The sequence below is a fragment of the Pseudomonas sp. FG1 genome (assembly GCF_034313875.1).
In the GTDB taxonomy this organism is placed as follows: domain Bacteria; phylum Pseudomonadota; class Gammaproteobacteria; order Pseudomonadales; family Pseudomonadaceae; genus Aquipseudomonas; species Aquipseudomonas veronii.
This window is the reverse complement of sequence record NZ_JAVIWP010000001.1, coordinates 6,235,404-6,250,887: the sequence shown is the minus strand read 5'-3', so window position 1 is coordinate 6,250,887 and position 15,484 is coordinate 6,235,404. Positions and strand designations below refer to the sequence as shown.

Sequence of the window (15,484 nt, the reverse complement as noted above, 5' to 3'; positions counted from 1 at the left end):
TGATGTTGACTCACTCCATTGGCGGATTAACTCTTTGTGCTGTCGACAACAAAGTTGATGAACGCTGAACAAGTAATCAGCATAAAGCGGGCGTCTGCTTGAGTAAGATCTGATTCGTTATCCATTAGGGAATGACGAATGCCGCTAGCATCGTTGGTGTAACCGTACAGTGCGGAGAAGGCAGTCTTGAGGCTTGAGTGAAGGTGGTGATGCTTTTCCAATACTTTCAGCGCTTGGCCCAGAGTAGCTTTGTCATCACCGACAAGTTTCTTTGCTAGTGACTCAACCGCGCTAATAGACTCTTTAATCGAATTCCGGTAGTCGGGGGTCAGCTTGTCCGTAAGGAATCCAAGTGATGTTTGCAGATGTGTTCTTACGCCTGCATACTGATCTGAGTTAGCTATCGCTCGCTCGATTGACGCTATTTCTTCGCTTGTTGTGATTGGGGTGATTTTCCCAGAAACGAAACGAAACGCAGAGTTTTCGCGCTCAAGTGCTTTGTTACAATTTTGAATGAAAAGGTCGTAGGTATCAAATTCGTCGGGTGCATGATCCGCGATAAACTCTATCAAGTCGTACACCTGATACCATATCCCCGCGAGAACGTCATTTTTAAGCTCTGCAAGGACGTTTGACCAGCTAAGCGGGATGCTGTCTACCGTCCTCTTGTAATAGTTAGAGTACAAAGTAAAACAGAAACCTTCAAAGTTTGAACCGTGTACATGACTAGATCCGCGATATGGAGGGTCATACGTCGCCCAGTACGTCTGAGTAAGACAATTCCATATCGCTATTCTAAGATCTTGGTCTATGAATGTACTTTGAATCACCTTTGCTGCCGGTGCAAAACCTAACCGCTGTGAAAAGCTCAAGTGATTCATTTCGTCAGACATACAATTCCCTTGCGGTAGCCAATGGCGCAGATAGTAACTGATGGCTTAGTGCCTGACTATGGTTACAGAAACCTCCGTTGAAACATCCCAATACCTACCCAAAACCCCATGGAAACCTCCCGCGTGAGTGGCTCCCCCAAGAACGGAGTTCTAAGGCAATAGGGCTGGAGCCCAGTGTTTCCGTGGCTTGTGGAAGAGTGTGGCTAAGCTTTTTACGGTGGCTGCACTCCAATTGAGGTTTTCACATCAAAACGTCCGTTTTGAGCCGGAATCGCCATTTTTCTACGGAGCGGCAACACCCAGCCCCACCCAAGCTCCCCATGAACCCATGTTCCCTGCACACAAACCGTGAAAACTCGTTTCTTCCACCTTGCCAACCTGATTCCCTGGACTAGCCTCGGTATGGTCGCTGGCGTGGCGACGTGCCATTAAGGAGCCAACATGGCAACGAGATACCGTGATGCAGTCACTGGTGAATACGTGACTAAGGAAGAGGCCGAGAAGAGACCAAGGGAGACGGTAAAGGAAAAAGACAAGCCGCCACCCAAGAAGCCCACGGGCGGCAAGAAGAAAAAGTAGCCCTAGCGCGGGAGGGCTTTGCCTTCCCGTCCACCCTCCTAATTAACAGAATAGTATTGTGTAAATTAGCCAAGCCTTTAAATCCGTTGCTTTCGTTCAGTGAGTCATGTTCTAATTAACACATCTTGCCAATATTGCATGGAGTGTAAATTAGGATGAACATCGTAGAGGCGGTAAAGACGGAGGGGGAGGCGGAGGTGATCGCTCGCAAGCTGACTAAGAACGCGAGGGGTAATTCTTTGTATGCGGACATCTGGCGGTTTGGCGTTAACACCGCCCTCCGTATCAGCGACTTGCTCAGTCTCACCTTTGAGGATGTTGCTGGCGATAAGCTCGTGATCAAGGAGTCCAAGACCGGTAAGACTCGACAGATCGACCTGAACAGCTCCGCCAAGGCCATCGTGGCACGACGCAAGGTCGCTCACCCCTCGCATACATTCCTGTTTGAAGTAGACAGTAACCGTGCGAAGGGCAAGGCCGTAAGTCGCGTTGCCGTGGCTAACGCCTTCAAGTCTGTGGGTGATGAACTTGGTATCCAGCTCGGCACACATTCAATGCGGAAGACTCGTGGCTGGCTGATGTACAGTGGCGGCGTATCCATCGAGAAGATTTGCCGGGTGTTGAACCACAGCAGTCCCGCCGTCACTATGGTGTACATCGGTCTCACTCAAGCCGAGGTTGATGCGACGTACCACGAGTTTGTATTCTAACATCCCGTTGACTGCACCCAATGCCCGCCATGAGCGGGCTTCGTTGTCTCTGATGAATGCCCACAGCATTCGGCTCAGCGCCTGCCGGAAGCGAACTCAGCGGCGCCCAGGTACATCTTATTTTTGCTTTAGTCAGCTTTACCTGACCTGTCCTCACAGCCTGTTTAACAGCTCAGGCAAGTATCTGTGCCCAGGATTATTTTCAGCCAGGAAGCCCCAATCGCCTATCAAGTTGCGATCCTTATTCAACGGCGGGTAGCAACCATAAGCTTAAGTAGCTTGATTAGTTGCAGGGGTAGGCCGCTCTATAGGCTTGAAGTGCCAGCATCGACGCATTCTCGTGAAGAGTTTCCGGGTGATCATCAAGGTATTTGAGGAGAACCTTCGCTGCCTGCCCCATGGTGAACCCTTCACCGGGAATACAGATCGCGATAGTTTCGGGGCTGGCTATACGGGCCAGCACCAGGGTGTCTGTAACCCCATTCACAAATCCTGCGCAGACTCCTGCATTAAAGTATCGCTCTCTGGGTGTCTTTTCTTTAAGAAAAGCACGGCAGTTCTCTGCCATTTCGTTTCCAGTGTCGGCCCATGCCTGTGATGTCGTGCAGCTCATCCCGACCAATGCAGCCAGAGCTAATATCCCTGCTTTCATGGCGAATCTCTATCGGTGCGTAATTAGCCGATATTACCGTCATGGATAGCCCGGTGCCATCAGAATAAATACCCATAAGAATCAGTAAGATACAGGCTCTCATACAAGTGTCTATATAACGTTGCAATATATAACAGCAAAGCAGCTAAATATCTGGATGGCGCCTTCAATCCTTGTCTCATTATAGATATGCGGAAATGAAAAACCCCGCTGGCGCGGGGCTTTCTGTTGCTCGGTCTTGATAGATCAACCGCCTAAGAGGGTGGTTGGTTTCTTCCACTCAGTGGGCGCTTCATCCGAAAGCGAAACCAGTGCTTCATATTTCGTTATTCCGGCAATCCGAGCAGCCTTATCTACACAATTACGAGCGTCTTGAAGGGCGCTCGCTTTAGTACAGCCTTCCGTATACCGTGCTGTCCAAAGGGTCGTCAGCTTGTGCTTGATGTATTTTTCCTTCTTAAGCTCTTCGTTAAACGTGTTCCGTGCTGATGAGGTAACGCCACCGTCCAAATCGACGGTTACAACTGCATGAATGGTCATGATCAGTTACCCCGCGCTTTGTTGGACTGAGAGACAAGCGATGCTGCAAGAATTTTGGTCTTCTCGCTGTATTTCTCGCTTTGAAGGACTCTGCCTGCTTCCTCTTCTATTTTTATGCCGGTTTGTTTCGGGGTATTGGCCTGTGCCAACGTAGACGCTGCGAACCTCTTGGCGATGTCAGAGGCGTGCGGATCGCGCAGGATCTCGGAGGCCAATTTGGCCACCTTCGGTGAGGATTGCTTTGGATTTTTCGGCATTGCGATGATTCCTATTTCAGTGGGGGGACCGCCTGAAAAAGGCACCGTTGAGCAGGTTTCACAATCCATCGTTTGACGATGGGGTAGTGATTCGCTCTAATGCCGATTCTCAGGTCGGGTTACAACAAACCGCTGGCTTGAGTGAGCGAGTGATTACGTTCTGTCCGCAAAAACGAAGCGTAATCACCCGCTGTCTTCTTACCTGCCCATGCTAGGGCACGGCTAACGCAAATCCCTACATGTAGGGTTGTTTTTGCGTCTGAACACAAGATAGTGCGTTTTTGGAGGCTTAGCAACGCACTGCATGTGGGTAACTCTGTGGGTGAAATGTGTATAAACCGTGAAACACCCTTGTAACCCGCATGGTTACTACATTCAGCCACTTATCACTGAATTTCTAAAATTTTCGCCTAAGGCTATTTTTTTGACGGACGGGGGCGGGCGATCAGTTTTGCGTCGGATTTCTGTCTCTTATGCTGTGTATGCATACAGCTTGTCACAAAGGAAATTGCGTCGAGTGACGTAGCTGCTAATGGCTCGGGATGGTGGGCAGTTTCTTGATAGCTACGAATTTCTGAGCCGTGCTTGCACCCTTTGAATATGTATCGTGGGTGACATTGCCCACCTCGTGCCCAACCAATTCCTTAGCCAGCGCGTCCGATACATCCGCTCTTATCAGTGCTGTAACTACTGTGTGGCGGAAGCCATGGAAAACATACAGGCGCGAGAATCCAGCATTAGTACGGAGTCTGCCGAACGCTTTTGAGATTGCGTGCGAACGTTTGCCGTAACGGTCTTGTGAGTCAGTGGGAATCAGGAACCCGTCCAGGCTAGCAGCGCTTAGGCGGTCTATGATCGGTAGTAAGTTTGGATGGATGGGAACGACGCGTTTGCTCGCCTTCGATTTGCTTTTAGGGAAGTCAAAGCACCGGATACCCTCGACGGTGATTACGCTTTCCTTGGTCAATCGGCAAAGCTCTTCGATCCTGGCGCCTGTGTACCAGCCCATTGCGATCAGATCGGCGAGAGGCTTGTCATCGTTTTCCAATGCGGCCCGGTGGAGCTTACAGGCGTCCTCAGGGGTATATATCTCCCTGTCCAACCCTGCTATTTCAGAGCCTCCTCCCTGGGGTAGCTCGTGAGCCATGAACGGGTTAGCTTTATCCTGAAACTCTCTGCGCCACCCGGCATCGTATTTTGTTGCCCACTTCCAAAAGGATGTACCTGCCATGAGGTACTGGGCTAATGTCGCGGGCGCTCGATCCAAAGACTTGAGCCACTTATCCACCGTGTCAAAGGTAAGCGGTAGCTCCTCTTCTTTTAGGAAGGTCGAGAGCCTATCCATCTTGCCGACCTGCTGGTCCACGTGTTTCGGAGCGCCCCCACGGCTCTCCCGGAATTCTCGATATGCTTTGAGTCTGGCGGGTGTAATTGGTGACCTCGGTTTGTGAGCGTCCGGCTTCGCGAATATCTGCCGTGCCTCTGCCTCCTCGATTGGCGATAGTTGCTGCGTTACACCGAATACCTTCGCCATGAGCTGTTGCGCCATCTCAGTAGCGAAGTCGATGTTAGCCAGTTCGCCGTCTACGCCTGTCATGGCGTAAACCCGGTCTGCCTTCTCCCGCCGTTGCTTACCCTCTGGTGAGTCGTCAAACAGTCCTCGGTATAGTGCTGCTACCTCCTCAGTGTCGAAAGTAGACGGTTTCTCCGCTTCCCCAAGAGCAACATCTGTTTTGAGCTTGCGTGTGGCCTGTGCAAATCCATGAGCCACGTTTGCTATGGGCTCTTTCCACGTATCCCCACGTGCAGCCCGTTTCCCTCTGGTCTGTGCAATCTGAGCCTTCCATTCCGCTAGCACCGCCAAGCGACGTTCCATGGCTTCGGAGCGTAGGCCGGTCTGTAGTGAGCGAATGAGAACGGTCTTGCCTCCCATCGCGGCTCGGACATCAACAGGCACAGCAAGTCTGCAATACCATGTGGATTCACCGCGTTTCTGGATCAAGTTATCGGCCATGGGGTCACGCTGGGAGAGGGGGCATACAGCAAATTGTACTACTGGTTTGTACTACTATCCAAGCTGTAGGCCCCGTATTACGGCGTTTAAAGGCCTGTAGGTGCGGTTAATTCGAATCTCTCCTTCACCGCCACATTCTGCAAACACAAACCCCTGATTTTCCTAGTGAAAGTCGGGGGTTTGTGGTTTCTTGCGGCTGAAAAAAAGGTCATATAGGCCCAATGTGGGACTGACGCTGTTTTTTTCCGTCAGCCTTCGGACACGCCCGCTCGGCGCGTTCAGAATTGGCAGGTGGGCTTCCAGGCTGGTTAAACGGGCTGCTTCGGTCAACGATGGTCGAAGAGGTGCCTGCGAAAACAAGGACGATTCATCCTGCATCGAATCGTTTGCAATTCTTCCGCCCATCCGGACTGCGTAATATGACCACCCGACCGAAGCCGAAACTCAACCTTCGTATTCTGATTCTTATCTTTGTAATGCTTTCGGCAATCGCAACCCTGGCCAACAGTTTTTGGGTGACGTTCACGATTCAGAAGCAGGAGTTGATCGAGAATGCGCTGGAAGTGAACAAGGCCTACGCCTCTCGGATCGCTCGGAGTGTGGAGCAGGTACTCAATTCCGACCTCGATAAATTGAAATACAGCTCGTTCGTCATTGGCAAAGCGTTTGGCGATAAGCAGAATTTGACGGAGGAAGCCCAGCGACTGTTTGGGCAAGACGCCAGTTTCAACTCCGTGTTGATCGCCGATGCGGCGGGGACAATCATTGCCTCGGCTCCCGAAAACCTCCACCTCGATGGGCGCACGCTGCAACACCGCGAGCCTCTCAGCCTTCGCGTGCCGATAATCAGCAACGCGTTCAAGTCCATGGCTGGCAATCTGGTGGTCTTTGTCAGCCACCCCATATTCGACGCGAAAGGAGAGTACCTGGGGCTGATCGGGGGCAGTGTCCGACTTGAGCAGAGGAATACGCTCCAGGCGCTGATGGACACCAATGTGCGCAAGGACGGGGCGCATGTCTATCTTGTCGACAGCGCCCGCCGGGTGCTCTATCACTCCGATCCCGAGCACATCGGGACAGTCGCTGGAAAGGGGTTGATCGACGACGCGGCGCTCAGTCACGACGGGGGAACATTGCAGGCGATAGATGCCGATGGCGTGCAAATGCTCGCCGGTTTCGCCAGGGTGCCCATCAGCGGTTGGGGGGTGATCTCGCAGCAGCCGCTCGATAACATCCAAGCCATCCTGCGACACACCATGGCCAAGGTGGCGCAGGGCATCGCGCCGCTGGCGCTGTTCGGAATCGTGTTGATCTGGTGGCTGGGCGCGCGAATCTCGGTGCCGTTGTCCAGGCTTGCCGATTGCGCCAAACGGCTGGATTCGCCGGACAGCTACGAACGTATCAGTGCAATCCCGACGCGCTATTTCGAAAGCTGGCAGATTCGCAGAGCGCTGCTGCTCGGCGCCACCCTGCTGCAGGAAAAGATCGGCAAACTCAACCAGCAAGCGCAAACCGACGCGTTGACCGGGCTGGCCAATCGCCGGGCGATGCAGGACGTTCTGTTGCGCTGGCAGGATGTCTACAAGGCGTTCGCGGTCGTGTCCATGGACATCGATCACTTCAAGCGCGTGAACGATACATTTGGCCATGGTGTGGGCGATGAAACGCTGCGCGCCATTGCGAGGCTCATGCAGCAGAATTCACGGTCCAACGACCTGCCTTGTCGGGTCGGTGGCGAGGAGTTCGTGTTGTTGTTACCCAATAGTTCGCTTCAGGTTGCAACGGATGTCGCCGAGCGACTGCGTGCCTCGATCGATGCCGCCAACATCGAAACGGTCGGGCACATCACCGTTTCGATGGGCGTCGCGCTATGGCATCCCGGTGGCGATTCGATATCCGCTGTGCTGGAGAGGGCTGATCAGCTTTTGTATCAGGCCAAGCAAAGCGGTCGTAATCGGGTGGTAGCGGAGCAGGCTCGATGGGAGGCTGTGGCTATCGGGTCAAGCCTTTAATGCCGATGCCGATGATGAATATCCGGAAAATGTGGATGGCTATGCTTGATCGGGCTATGGGTATGCACGTGACTGTGCGGCATCGCCGGGTCCCACTCGAACGGGTGTTCATGTTGATGGTGCTCATCGTGGACATGCCGATGCCCGTGTTCCGTCGCCTCATGCTGATGTGCATGGGCGTGGCGCTCGGTCAGGTGCAGCCACACTCCGGCGGCCATCAGCGCGGCTGCAATCCAGAACGCGCCGGTCACCGACTCGCCCAGCACCAGCAAGGCCAGCGCGGCGCCGAGGAACGGCGCGGTAGAGAAATAAGCGCCGGTACGCGCACTGCCCAGCCCGCGTAAGGCCAGCACAAACAGCACCAGGCTGATGCCATAGCCGAGAAACCCGACCAGCAAGATCGGCGCGAGCTGCGCCAGGCCGGGGATCTGCGCGCCGAGATACAGCGCCAGGCTGCAGTTGACCACGCCCGCGATCAAGCCTTTGGCGCCGGCGATAAACAATGCGTCCGAGGCCGACACTTTGCGTGTCAGGTTGTTATCGATGCCCCAGCACAGGCAGGCCACCGCCACGGCGAGCGGCCCGGTCCAATCGTGGCTGTCGGCGCCGCCTTGGGGCCATGACAACGCCACGCCACCCAGCACAATCGCAATCATCCCGAGGACGATGCGACGGTCTGCGTTTTCCCTGAACACAAGCCAGGCGATCAACGCGGTCAATACCGATTCAAGGTTGAGCATCAGCGACGCGGTGGCGCCCGAGGTGCGGGTCAGGCCGAACATCAGGGCCACGGGCCCGAGGATGCCGCCGAACGCAATGGCGCCGAGCAGCCAGGGCCATTCGGAGGGGGTCAAGCCGGTGGGGGTCCAGCCGCGATCGCGGATCAGGCGCACGATGGCGAGTCCGGCACCGCTGCCGAGATAAAGCAGGCCTGCGAGCAGCACGGGCGAGAGACCCAGGCCGAGGCTTTTGGCGAGCGGGGTGCTGGCGCCGAACAGCGCGGCGGCGGCGAGTGCGTAAAGGATACTGAGGTTCATGGGCCATCCTCGAAAGGTTGGCCCATGATACGTCGCTTGCTCAGGTCAAATCCCGCGCAAATAGAGCAACGTCCGGCTTAGTGTGCAGTTTTCAGCTTGACCACATCACCGGAGATCTTGGTGGTGTAACCGCTCAGCACCCAAGCCCAGAACCATTTTTCCTGGACTTCGGTATTGATCAGCGCGTCGCCACCTTTTGCCTGGATGGCAGCCGTCTGGGCGCGGACGAAACGGCTGTTCTGGCCGATCGGGATAACACCGAACAGCATGATGCCGGTGGCGCTGGCTTCACTGTGACCCAGCACGGTGTATTGGCTGCTGTCGTATTGCGGGGATTTGATGGCGGTGCCGGTGCAGCCGGCGAGGGTGAAACCGAGAACAGCTGCTGCAACCACTTTACTGACGTACTTCACTGAGTAACTCCATGGACTGAATCCCGAGATTCAATTCTCGGGGGGCGATACTCTAAACGCTCCTGTAACATATTGAAATCAATCGCCCATCGTTCAGGCCTGCACATACACCCAAGCTGTGAGGCCCGATGCCAGCGCCACGCTGACTCGCTTGTAGTCGGACACTTCATACGCATCCGCCGCCGCCAACTCCTGCTCGCTAATCTGAAACACCATGCCTTCAACGCTGGCGCCTTGTTCGGTGCTCGGCGCGACGATCGGGTGGTGGGTCTTGCCACTGGTGGCCAGCACTTGCGGGTCAGTAATTTCTACCCAGTTTTTCGAGTAGCCCAACATGGCGTCGTGCTGGCCTGTCAGCTCTCGGCCAAAGTTGGCGAGTTGGACGGCTTTGTCCTGGAGGGTGCCGTAGGAAAACAACAGCACGGGAAATTCGGTGTAGCGTTCCATTCTGGTTCCTTTGAACGATTAAGCGAGGAGGTCTTCATAGAATGCGCCATACGGCTTGCTCGGGTGAGCGATCTGAATCTCCAGAATCCACAACCCTGCATTCGGATAGTGCTCGAAGTCGCCGAGGTCGCCGCCACGATGGATCGCGTGGGGAAAGTCGCTGACGCGGTGGCCCTTGATGTCGAGGTTCAACTGCCAGCCCATGGCCTGGGCTTGTGCCTCGGCGTAGCGGTAGAGTTCGAGGCCGATGACCTGGTCGTTTTTCCAGCGCGCTTGCACGCGGTCGAACAGCGCTTTGGCCGCGTTGGCGCAGGCGATCATGTCCGGGTCGGTGCCGGTGCTGAAGGTGGCCCCCGCGTCGCCTTCGTGACCTTGCCAGACGGCGCCCATGTCGATGAAGAAAATGTCGTTTTCACCCAGTACCGGGTCGCCGTCGGAGCGTTGCTTGAAGGTCTTGAGGGTATTGGCGCCGAAGCGCACCAGCAGCGGGTGCCAGATGCGCTGCATGTCGAGGTCGGCGAGGACGTGTTTGCCCAACTCGCGCGCTTCGGATTCGAGCATGCCGGGGCGGATGCGTTGGGCCAGTTGTTCGATGGCCTGCCAGGTCATGGCCTGGGCATAGCGCATGGATTCGATGCTGTAGGCGGCGCCCACGGCTTCTTTGGGTTGTGCGGACACCGGTATCTCCTTGTGCGGTGGCTAGCGTTATGCAGTTTACTATATAGCGACAGGTGTTGGGCGCCCAAGCGAAATTATCAGAAATGCAACCCCGCCAGGCCGCCCAGCACCAAGGCCACACCGCCTGCCGTATACGACAGGCGCTTCAACCATTCCTTGCGCGTCAACAACGTGATCGCCGCCAACGAAATCGCGATCTGAATCGCCGTCATTGCCTGGGCCCAGCGGTGATGCTGGTGCAGGGCTTCTTCGGATTTCTGATCCCATTCCCGTGAGGTTGCCTCCAGCTTTTCGGCTTGTTTGCGCACGTCTTCCTTCTGGCCCTTGTAGCGCTCGCTCTCATCCTTGTAATGCGCGGCGTCCACACCGGGAATATGGGTAGCCAGTTCCGCCAGGTTTTGCCGGCTGGATTTGGCCTGGTAGTAGTTCCACTGGTTGGCGGCTTCGGTCTTGAAAATGGCAGCGTTGTTCTTGTCCATCGCCGCTTCGCTTTCGGTGGAGCCGGCCTGGTAGCTGAGCATGGCGCCAAGGGTGGCCATCAGCGCGGTCATCACGGCAATGCGGCTGGCGAAATTGTCGCCGCGCGCGTGGGCATGTTCGGTGGTGTGTTCGATGTGTTTTTCGTGGGGGCTGGGGACTTCGAAGGCTTCGGTCATGGCGGCGGCTGTGAAGGGATTGAGGAATTTTCATTGTTCCTCAGCGAAGCTGTCTCAATCCTGTATGTAACGTTGCAAACCCGCCACCAGCGCATCAAACGTCGCCCGGCAGCGCGGGCTGTTGCGCAGGTCTTCGTGCATGGTGACCCAGGTGTCGAGTTTGAGCGCGAATGCCTCCGGCAGCACCCGACGCAGGCGCGTGTCTTGTTGGGCCAGCTTGACCTGGCATCCGCCGATGCCGGCGCCGGCACGGATCAGCGCCAGTTGCGCCAGGTCGCTGTCGCTGCTGAGGGCGAAGGTGCCGCGCTCGAAGCCTTTGACGGCCAGGCTGCGGATAAACGCGTTTTCCCGGTCGTAGCCGATCACCGCGTGGTCGGTCAGGTCTTTCAACTCTTGCGGCGTACCGTGCTGGTGCAGGTAATCGTCGCGGGCGTGCAGGCCGACTTCGATCAGGCCGATGCGCTGTGCCAGCAATTGCTCCTGGCTGGGGCGGACCATCCGCACGGCGATGTCGGCTTCCAATTGCAGCAGGTCGCTCAGACGGTTGGTCAGGACCAGTTCGACCTTGAGCTGAGGATGCTGTTGGCGCAACCGCGTGATGATCGGCGGCAGTACTTCCACGCCGACCACTTCACTGGCGGAGACACGCACCACGCCGCGCACTTCGTCGCCCTGGGAGGAGGCGCTGCGTTCCAGGGCGGCGGCCATGCGCTCCATGGTCTCGGCGTGGGCCCTCATGGTGTGAGCCACTGCCGTCGGCAGCAGGCCGGTGGGGGAGCGAGTGAACAGCACCACGCCCAGGGCCGTTTCCAGCGCGACAATGTGCCGACCGACGGTGGGCTGTGTGATGCCGAGCTGCCGTGCGGCCCCCGACAGCGATCCTTCCTTGAGTACCCCAAGAAACGATCGGTAAAGCTCCCAGCCAATGTTCAATGCCATGCGTAAATGTATAGCGTCTGGATGGTCTTCGGCAATTCCTCTATAGCCAGGCTACGAACAGAATGGCCACTCCAACCAACGTGGGAGCGGGTGATGAGCAAGGTACTGGTATTGGGTGCAACCGGCGGTATCGGCGGCGAAGTGGCGCGACAGTTGAGCGTGGCGGGCTGGCAGGTGTGTGCGTTGACCCGGGATGTCGCCAAGGCCCGTAGCCAGAATGCCGCCTATACCTGGCTCAAAGGCGATGCGCTCAATCGCCAGGACGTCATCGCTGCCGCCCGTGGCTGCGCGGTGATCATCCATGGGGTGAACCCGCCGGGCTATCGCAATTGGGCCGAGCAGGTGCTGCCGATGATCGACAACACCATTGCTGCGGCCATCGCCGAGCGCGCGACCATCGTGTTGCCCGGCACGGTCTACAACTTCGGGCCGGATGCGTTCCCGGTGCTTTCCGAAGACTCACCCCAGCACCCGCTGACCCGCAAGGGCGCGATACGTGTGCAACTGGAGCAGCGCTTGCTTCAGTCTTCCCGCGAGGGCGCTCGTGTAGTGATCGTGCGTGCCGGGGATTTTTTCGGCGCCGGAGCGGCCAACAACTGGTTCTCCCAAGGCCTGGTCAAACCCGGTAAACCGGTGCGCGCGGTCAGCGCCCCAGGTGCGCCAGGCGTCGCCCACCAATGGGCTTACCTGCCGGATGTGGCGCGCACCATGCTCGAGTTGATTGAGCGCCGCGCCGCCCTCGACGCTTTTGCCTGCTTTCATATGGCCGGGCACGTGGACAGTGATGGCACGCAGATGAGCCAGGCGATCCAGCGCGTAGTGTTACGCAGGACGGGCCTGCAACCGCGTGTAGGCGTATTTCCCTGGTGGCTGTTGAAGTTGGCTGCGCCGTTTGTCGTGACCTTTCGCGAGATACAGGAGATGCGTTATCTGTGGCAAACCCCGTTGCGTATGGATAACCAACGCTTGCTTGCGGCCCTGGGCCACGAACCCCATACGCCGTTGGAGCACGCGGTGGAGGCCGCATTGACCAGCCTGGGCTGCCTGCCCACGCCGGCCTGATCAGGCGCACAGCCTAAAAGGTTGCCTGCCGACAAGCGGGGCCGTTATTGTGCTGAATCCTTTTAGTCCTACCTCCAGGGTTTCGTCACGATGAATGCACCGCGTAGCGCAGTCGGTCCGATCAAGGCCGTGATTTTCGATATGGACGGCTTGTTGCTGGATACCGAAGGCATCTACACCGAAGTGACGCAGATCATCGCCGAACGCTTCGGGCGTACCTATGACTGGGGGATCAAACAGCACATCATCGGGCGCGGGGCCCAGGACCTGGCCGACTACGTGGTCAAGGCGCTGGACCTGCCGATCACGGCGGCTGAGTTCCTCGAAATCCGTGAGCCGCTGATGAGCGAGCGTTTCCCCAGGGCGTTGGGCATGCCCGGCGCCGAAGCGTTGGTACGGCACCTGAACGCGCACAATATTCCGATTGCGGTGGGCACCAGTTCGTCGCGCAACTCCTTTGGCCACAAGACCACGCTGCACCGCGAATGGTTTGGCCTGTTCGGCACCATCGTCACGGCTGACGACCCGGAAGTCGGTGCCGCCAAACCCGCGCCGGACATCTTCCTCACCGCCGCGCGGCGCCTGGGCATCGCGCCGCAAGATTGCCTGGTGTTTGAAGACTCGCCGTTCGGCGTCACCGCAGCAAAGGCGGCCCGGATGACCGCCATCGCCGTGCCCGACGAAGCCATGGCCGACAGCAAGTACCACCACGCCGACCAGATCATCCGCAAACTCGCGGACTTCGACCTCGCCGCCTACGGCCTGCCGCCCATGTCCTGACCCGGCGCCTACAGGCGGTTATGCGCTGAAGCCACCGTCGATGGTCAGGCTGGCCCCGGTGATGTAACCCGCTTCCGGCCCGGCCAGGTAGGCCACAAAGCTGGCGATCTCCTCGACATGGCCATAACGGCCCACCGCCATCAACCCGATCAGGCTCTCGGCGAACTCACTGTTCGCCGGGTTCATGTCGGTGTCCACCGGCCCTGGCTGCACGTTGTTAATGGTGATGCCACGTGGCCCCAGGTCCCGCGCCAGGCCCTTGGTCAGGCCGACCAGCGCCGCCTTGCTCATCGCATACGGCCCGCCGCCGCCAAAGGGCATGCGTTCGGCGTTGGTACTGCCGATGTTGATCACGCGGCCGCCTTCGCCCATGTGCTTGGCCGCTTCCTGAGTGGCGATGAATACGCTGCGCACGTTGATTGCCAGGGTCTGGTCGAAGTCCTCCAGTTTGAAGTCTTCCAGCGGCGCGATGGCCAGCACGCCGGCGTTGTTCACCAGGATATCCAGGCGCCCAAAGGCTTGGACCGTGGCGTTGACCGCGTTGCGAATCGCCGTGGCATCGGCGCTGTCGGCCTGAATCGCCAGGGCTTTGCCGCCGGCGCTGATCACGCTGTTCTGCAGTTCTGCGGCCTTGGCGGCGGAACTGACGTAGGTAAAGGCGACGGCCGCACCTTGTGCTGCAAGACGCTTGACGATGGCGGCGCCGATGCCGCGTGAGCCGCCTTGAATCAAGGCAACTTTGCCGCTGAGGTTCTGGGTAGTCATGTTGATCTCCTCACTGTTCAAGGCGGGATGCCTTGTGGATGCAGCCGAGTATCGACCTCACCCGCCGCTGTCGGTAGACCCGGATTGCTATAGTCTGTGTAAACCAGAAGTTTAGAGTGGGCGGATATGGAGAGCTTCGGCAGTATCGAATGCTTTGTGCGCAGCGCCGAAGGCGGCAGCTTTGCCGAAGCGGCCCGGCGCTTGAGCCTGACCCCGGCGGCGGTGGGCAAAAGTGTCGCCAAGCTGGAAGCGCGGCTGGGGGTGCGGCTGTTCCAGCGCAGCACCCGGCGCCTGACCCTGACCGAAGCCGGCAAGCGGTTCCTCGCCGAAGTCAGCGACAGCCTCATCACCATTCAGAACGCCGTGGCCAACCTGGCCAGCGCCGAGGGGCGGCCGGTGGGGACGCTCAAGGTCAGCATGGGCACGGTGTTCGGTAATCGTTATGTCATGCCGTTGCTGGGGGAATTCGTCCGGCGTTTTCCGGATATCAGCCCGGATTGGCATTTTGACAACCGCCAGGTCGACCTGATCGGCCAGGGCTTCGATGCGGCCATCGGCGGTGGTTTTGAGCTGCCCCAGGGCGTGGTTGCACGCAAGCTGACGCCCGCGCACCGGGTGTTGGTGGCGTCAGCGGATTACCTGGCGCAACGCCCGCCGGTACTGGCGCCCGAGGATTTGGCGCGCTGCCTGGGCATCCTGATCCGCTCCCCGCAAACCGGCCGCGTGCGTTCCTGGCAACTGACCAGCCGCGAGCGCGAACAGCGTCCGTTGGCGCTCAAGCCGCGCATGACCCTGAGCGACTCGGAGGCCGCCTGTTGCGCGAGCGCCCAGGGGATGGGCATTGCGCTGGTGAGCATGCCGATGGCAGTGCCGTTCCTCGACAGTGGCGCGGTGGTGCGGGTGCTGCCCGACTGGTACGTCGACGACGGCAACATCTCCCTCTACTACGCCGAACACAAACTGCTGCCCGGCAAGACCCGGGCGTTTGTCGACTTCATCCTCGAGCAGTTTTTAATCGCGGGACTGGCGCAGCGCTTCAGCGCGATTTGA

The 15,484-nt window shown here is 57.8% G+C and carries 18 protein-coding genes; 6 read left to right on the top strand and 12 right to left on the bottom strand.

All coding sequences use genetic code 11. From position 1 onward, the window contains the following. Positions 1-26: 26 nt before the first annotated feature. Positions 27-893 (bottom strand): AbiJ-NTD4 domain-containing protein, encoded by an 867-nt coding sequence (locus RGV59_RS28715; protein WP_126585517.1) that lies wholly within the window; start codon positions 891-893, stop codon positions 27-29. A 441-nt stretch (positions 894-1,334) separates the two neighbouring features. Here RGV59_RS28715 and RGV59_RS28710 point away from each other — a divergent pair, with 441 nt between their 5' ends. After that, on the top strand, positions 1,335-1,472 hold the full coding sequence (locus RGV59_RS28710) for a multidrug transporter (RefSeq protein ID WP_126585516.1): 138 nt from the start codon (positions 1,335-1,337) through the stop codon (positions 1,470-1,472). A 155-nt stretch (positions 1,473-1,627) separates the two neighbouring features. Next, positions 1,628-2,182, top strand: coding sequence for a tyrosine-type recombinase/integrase (locus tag RGV59_RS28705; RefSeq protein WP_126585515.1), 555 nt, complete (start codon positions 1,628-1,630; stop codon positions 2,180-2,182). 283 nt (positions 2,183-2,465) lie between these two features. On the opposite strand, the gene RGV59_RS28700 is transcribed toward RGV59_RS28705, so the two are convergent. The 4 genes from RGV59_RS28700 to RGV59_RS28685 form a co-directional block, all read right to left on the bottom strand. Next, the gene (locus RGV59_RS28700; protein ID WP_126585514.1) at positions 2,466-2,834 is read right to left on the bottom strand and encodes a Rap1a/Tai family immunity protein; all 369 of its coding nucleotides are present in this window, start codon (positions 2,832-2,834) and stop codon (positions 2,466-2,468) included. Positions 2,835-3,080: 246 nt separating this feature from the next. Beyond that, positions 3,081-3,374: a hypothetical protein gene (locus RGV59_RS28695; RefSeq protein ID WP_126585513.1), complete on the bottom strand. Its 294-nt coding sequence runs from the start codon at positions 3,372-3,374 to the stop codon at positions 3,081-3,083. Positions 3,375-3,376: 2 nt separating this feature from the next. Continuing rightward, a complete protein-coding gene (locus RGV59_RS28690) occupies positions 3,377-3,631 on the bottom strand; it encodes a hypothetical protein (RefSeq protein WP_126585512.1) in 255 nt (84 codons plus the stop codon). A 529-nt stretch (positions 3,632-4,160) separates the two neighbouring features. Further along, positions 4,161-5,645 (bottom strand): site-specific integrase, encoded by a 1,485-nt coding sequence (locus RGV59_RS28685; protein ID WP_126585511.1) that lies wholly within the window; start codon positions 5,643-5,645, stop codon positions 4,161-4,163. A 419-nt stretch (positions 5,646-6,064) separates the two neighbouring features. Between RGV59_RS28685 and RGV59_RS28680 the strand changes: the two genes are divergently transcribed. After that, on the top strand, positions 6,065-7,657 hold the full coding sequence (locus RGV59_RS28680; RefSeq protein WP_126585510.1) for a sensor domain-containing diguanylate cyclase: 1,593 nt from the start codon (positions 6,065-6,067) through the stop codon (positions 7,655-7,657). Here RGV59_RS28680 and RGV59_RS28675 read toward each other — a convergent pair. The 6 genes from RGV59_RS28675 to RGV59_RS28650 all read right to left on the bottom strand — a co-directional run bounded on the left by RGV59_RS28675 (position 7,654) and on the right by RGV59_RS28650 (position 11,827). Further along, on the bottom strand, positions 7,654-8,694 hold the full coding sequence (locus RGV59_RS28675) for a DMT family transporter (RefSeq protein ID WP_057003797.1): 1,041 nt from the start codon (positions 8,692-8,694) through the stop codon (positions 7,654-7,656). The genes RGV59_RS28680 and RGV59_RS28675 overlap by 4 nt on opposite strands. Before the next feature lie 77 nt (positions 8,695-8,771). After that, the gene (locus RGV59_RS28670; RefSeq protein ID WP_046382401.1) at positions 8,772-9,107 is read right to left on the bottom strand and encodes a hypothetical protein; all 336 of its coding nucleotides are present in this window, start codon (positions 9,105-9,107) and stop codon (positions 8,772-8,774) included. Between the two features lie 93 nt (positions 9,108-9,200). After that, on the bottom strand, positions 9,201-9,554 hold the full coding sequence (locus tag RGV59_RS28665) for a gamma-glutamylcyclotransferase family protein (RefSeq protein ID WP_017848493.1): 354 nt from the start codon (positions 9,552-9,554) through the stop codon (positions 9,201-9,203). 18 nt (positions 9,555-9,572) lie between these two features. Beyond that, the gene (locus tag RGV59_RS28660; RefSeq protein WP_046489354.1) at positions 9,573-10,232 is read right to left on the bottom strand and encodes a M24 family metallopeptidase; all 660 of its coding nucleotides are present in this window, start codon (positions 10,230-10,232) and stop codon (positions 9,573-9,575) included. A gap of 77 nt (positions 10,233-10,309) precedes the next feature. After that, entirely contained in the window at positions 10,310-10,888 is a 579-nt protein-coding gene (locus RGV59_RS28655; protein WP_017848491.1) for a DUF4337 domain-containing protein, read from the bottom strand. Positions 10,889-10,942: 54 nt separating this feature from the next. Continuing rightward, on the bottom strand, positions 10,943-11,827 hold the full coding sequence (locus RGV59_RS28650) for a LysR family transcriptional regulator (RefSeq protein ID WP_126585509.1): 885 nt from the start codon (positions 11,825-11,827) through the stop codon (positions 10,943-10,945). A gap of 93 nt (positions 11,828-11,920) precedes the next feature. On the opposite strand from RGV59_RS28650, the gene RGV59_RS28645 reads away from it, so the two are divergent. Next, positions 11,921-12,889, top strand: a complete 969-nt coding sequence (locus tag RGV59_RS28645) for an NAD-dependent epimerase/dehydratase family protein (protein WP_057003798.1) — start codon at positions 11,921-11,923, stop codon at positions 12,887-12,889. A 90-nt stretch (positions 12,890-12,979) separates the two neighbouring features. Further along, positions 12,980-13,669, top strand: a complete 690-nt coding sequence (locus RGV59_RS28640; RefSeq protein ID WP_017848488.1) for an HAD-IA family hydrolase — start codon at positions 12,980-12,982, stop codon at positions 13,667-13,669. 18 nt (positions 13,670-13,687) lie between these two features. On the opposite strand, the gene RGV59_RS28635 is transcribed toward RGV59_RS28640, so the two are convergent. Further along, positions 13,688-14,434, bottom strand: a complete 747-nt coding sequence (locus tag RGV59_RS28635; protein ID WP_017848487.1) for a 3-oxoacyl-ACP reductase family protein — start codon at positions 14,432-14,434, stop codon at positions 13,688-13,690. Between the two features lie 126 nt (positions 14,435-14,560). Here RGV59_RS28635 and RGV59_RS28630 point away from each other — a divergent pair, with 126 nt between their 5' ends. Further along, the gene (locus tag RGV59_RS28630; RefSeq protein WP_017848486.1) at positions 14,561-15,484 is read left to right on the top strand and encodes a LysR family transcriptional regulator; all 924 of its coding nucleotides are present in this window, start codon (positions 14,561-14,563) and stop codon (positions 15,482-15,484) included.

Bases quoted from the DNA above. Each gene is read 5' to 3' on its own strand.
- RGV59_RS28715 (WP_126585517.1), bottom strand. From the start codon at position 893: ATGTCTGACGAAATGAATCACTTGAGCTTTTCACAGCGGTTAGGTTTT.
- RGV59_RS28710 (WP_126585516.1), top strand. From the start codon at position 1,335: ATGGCAACGAGATACCGTGATGCAGTCACTGGTGAATACGTGACTAAG.
- RGV59_RS28705 (WP_126585515.1), top strand. From the start codon at position 1,628: ATGAACATCGTAGAGGCGGTAAAGACGGAGGGGGAGGCGGAGGTGATC.
- RGV59_RS28700 (WP_126585514.1), bottom strand. From the start codon at position 2,834: ATGAAAGCAGGGATATTAGCTCTGGCTGCATTGGTCGGGATGAGCTGC.
- RGV59_RS28695 (WP_126585513.1), bottom strand. From the start codon at position 3,374: ATGACCATTCATGCAGTTGTAACCGTCGATTTGGACGGTGGCGTTACC.
- RGV59_RS28690 (WP_126585512.1), bottom strand. From the start codon at position 3,631: ATGCCGAAAAATCCAAAGCAATCCTCACCGAAGGTGGCCAAATTGGCC.
- RGV59_RS28685 (WP_126585511.1), bottom strand. From the start codon at position 5,645: ATGGCCGATAACTTGATCCAGAAACGCGGTGAATCCACATGGTATTGC.
- RGV59_RS28680 (WP_126585510.1), top strand. From the start codon at position 6,065: ATGACCACCCGACCGAAGCCGAAACTCAACCTTCGTATTCTGATTCTT.
- RGV59_RS28675 (WP_057003797.1), bottom strand. From the start codon at position 8,694: ATGAACCTCAGTATCCTTTACGCACTCGCCGCCGCCGCGCTGTTCGGC.
- RGV59_RS28665 (WP_017848493.1), bottom strand. From the start codon at position 9,554: ATGGAACGCTACACCGAATTTCCCGTGCTGTTGTTTTCCTACGGCACC.
- RGV59_RS28655 (WP_017848491.1), bottom strand. From the start codon at position 10,888: ATGACCGAAGCCTTCGAAGTCCCCAGCCCCCACGAAAAACACATCGAA.
- RGV59_RS28650 (WP_126585509.1), bottom strand. From the start codon at position 11,827: ATGGCATTGAACATTGGCTGGGAGCTTTACCGATCGTTTCTTGGGGTA.
- RGV59_RS28645 (WP_057003798.1), top strand. From the start codon at position 11,921: ATGAGCAAGGTACTGGTATTGGGTGCAACCGGCGGTATCGGCGGCGAA.
- RGV59_RS28640 (WP_017848488.1), top strand. From the start codon at position 12,980: ATGAATGCACCGCGTAGCGCAGTCGGTCCGATCAAGGCCGTGATTTTC.
- RGV59_RS28635 (WP_017848487.1), bottom strand. From the start codon at position 14,434: ATGACTACCCAGAACCTCAGCGGCAAAGTTGCCTTGATTCAAGGCGGC.
- RGV59_RS28630 (WP_017848486.1), top strand. From the start codon at position 14,561: ATGGAGAGCTTCGGCAGTATCGAATGCTTTGTGCGCAGCGCCGAAGGC.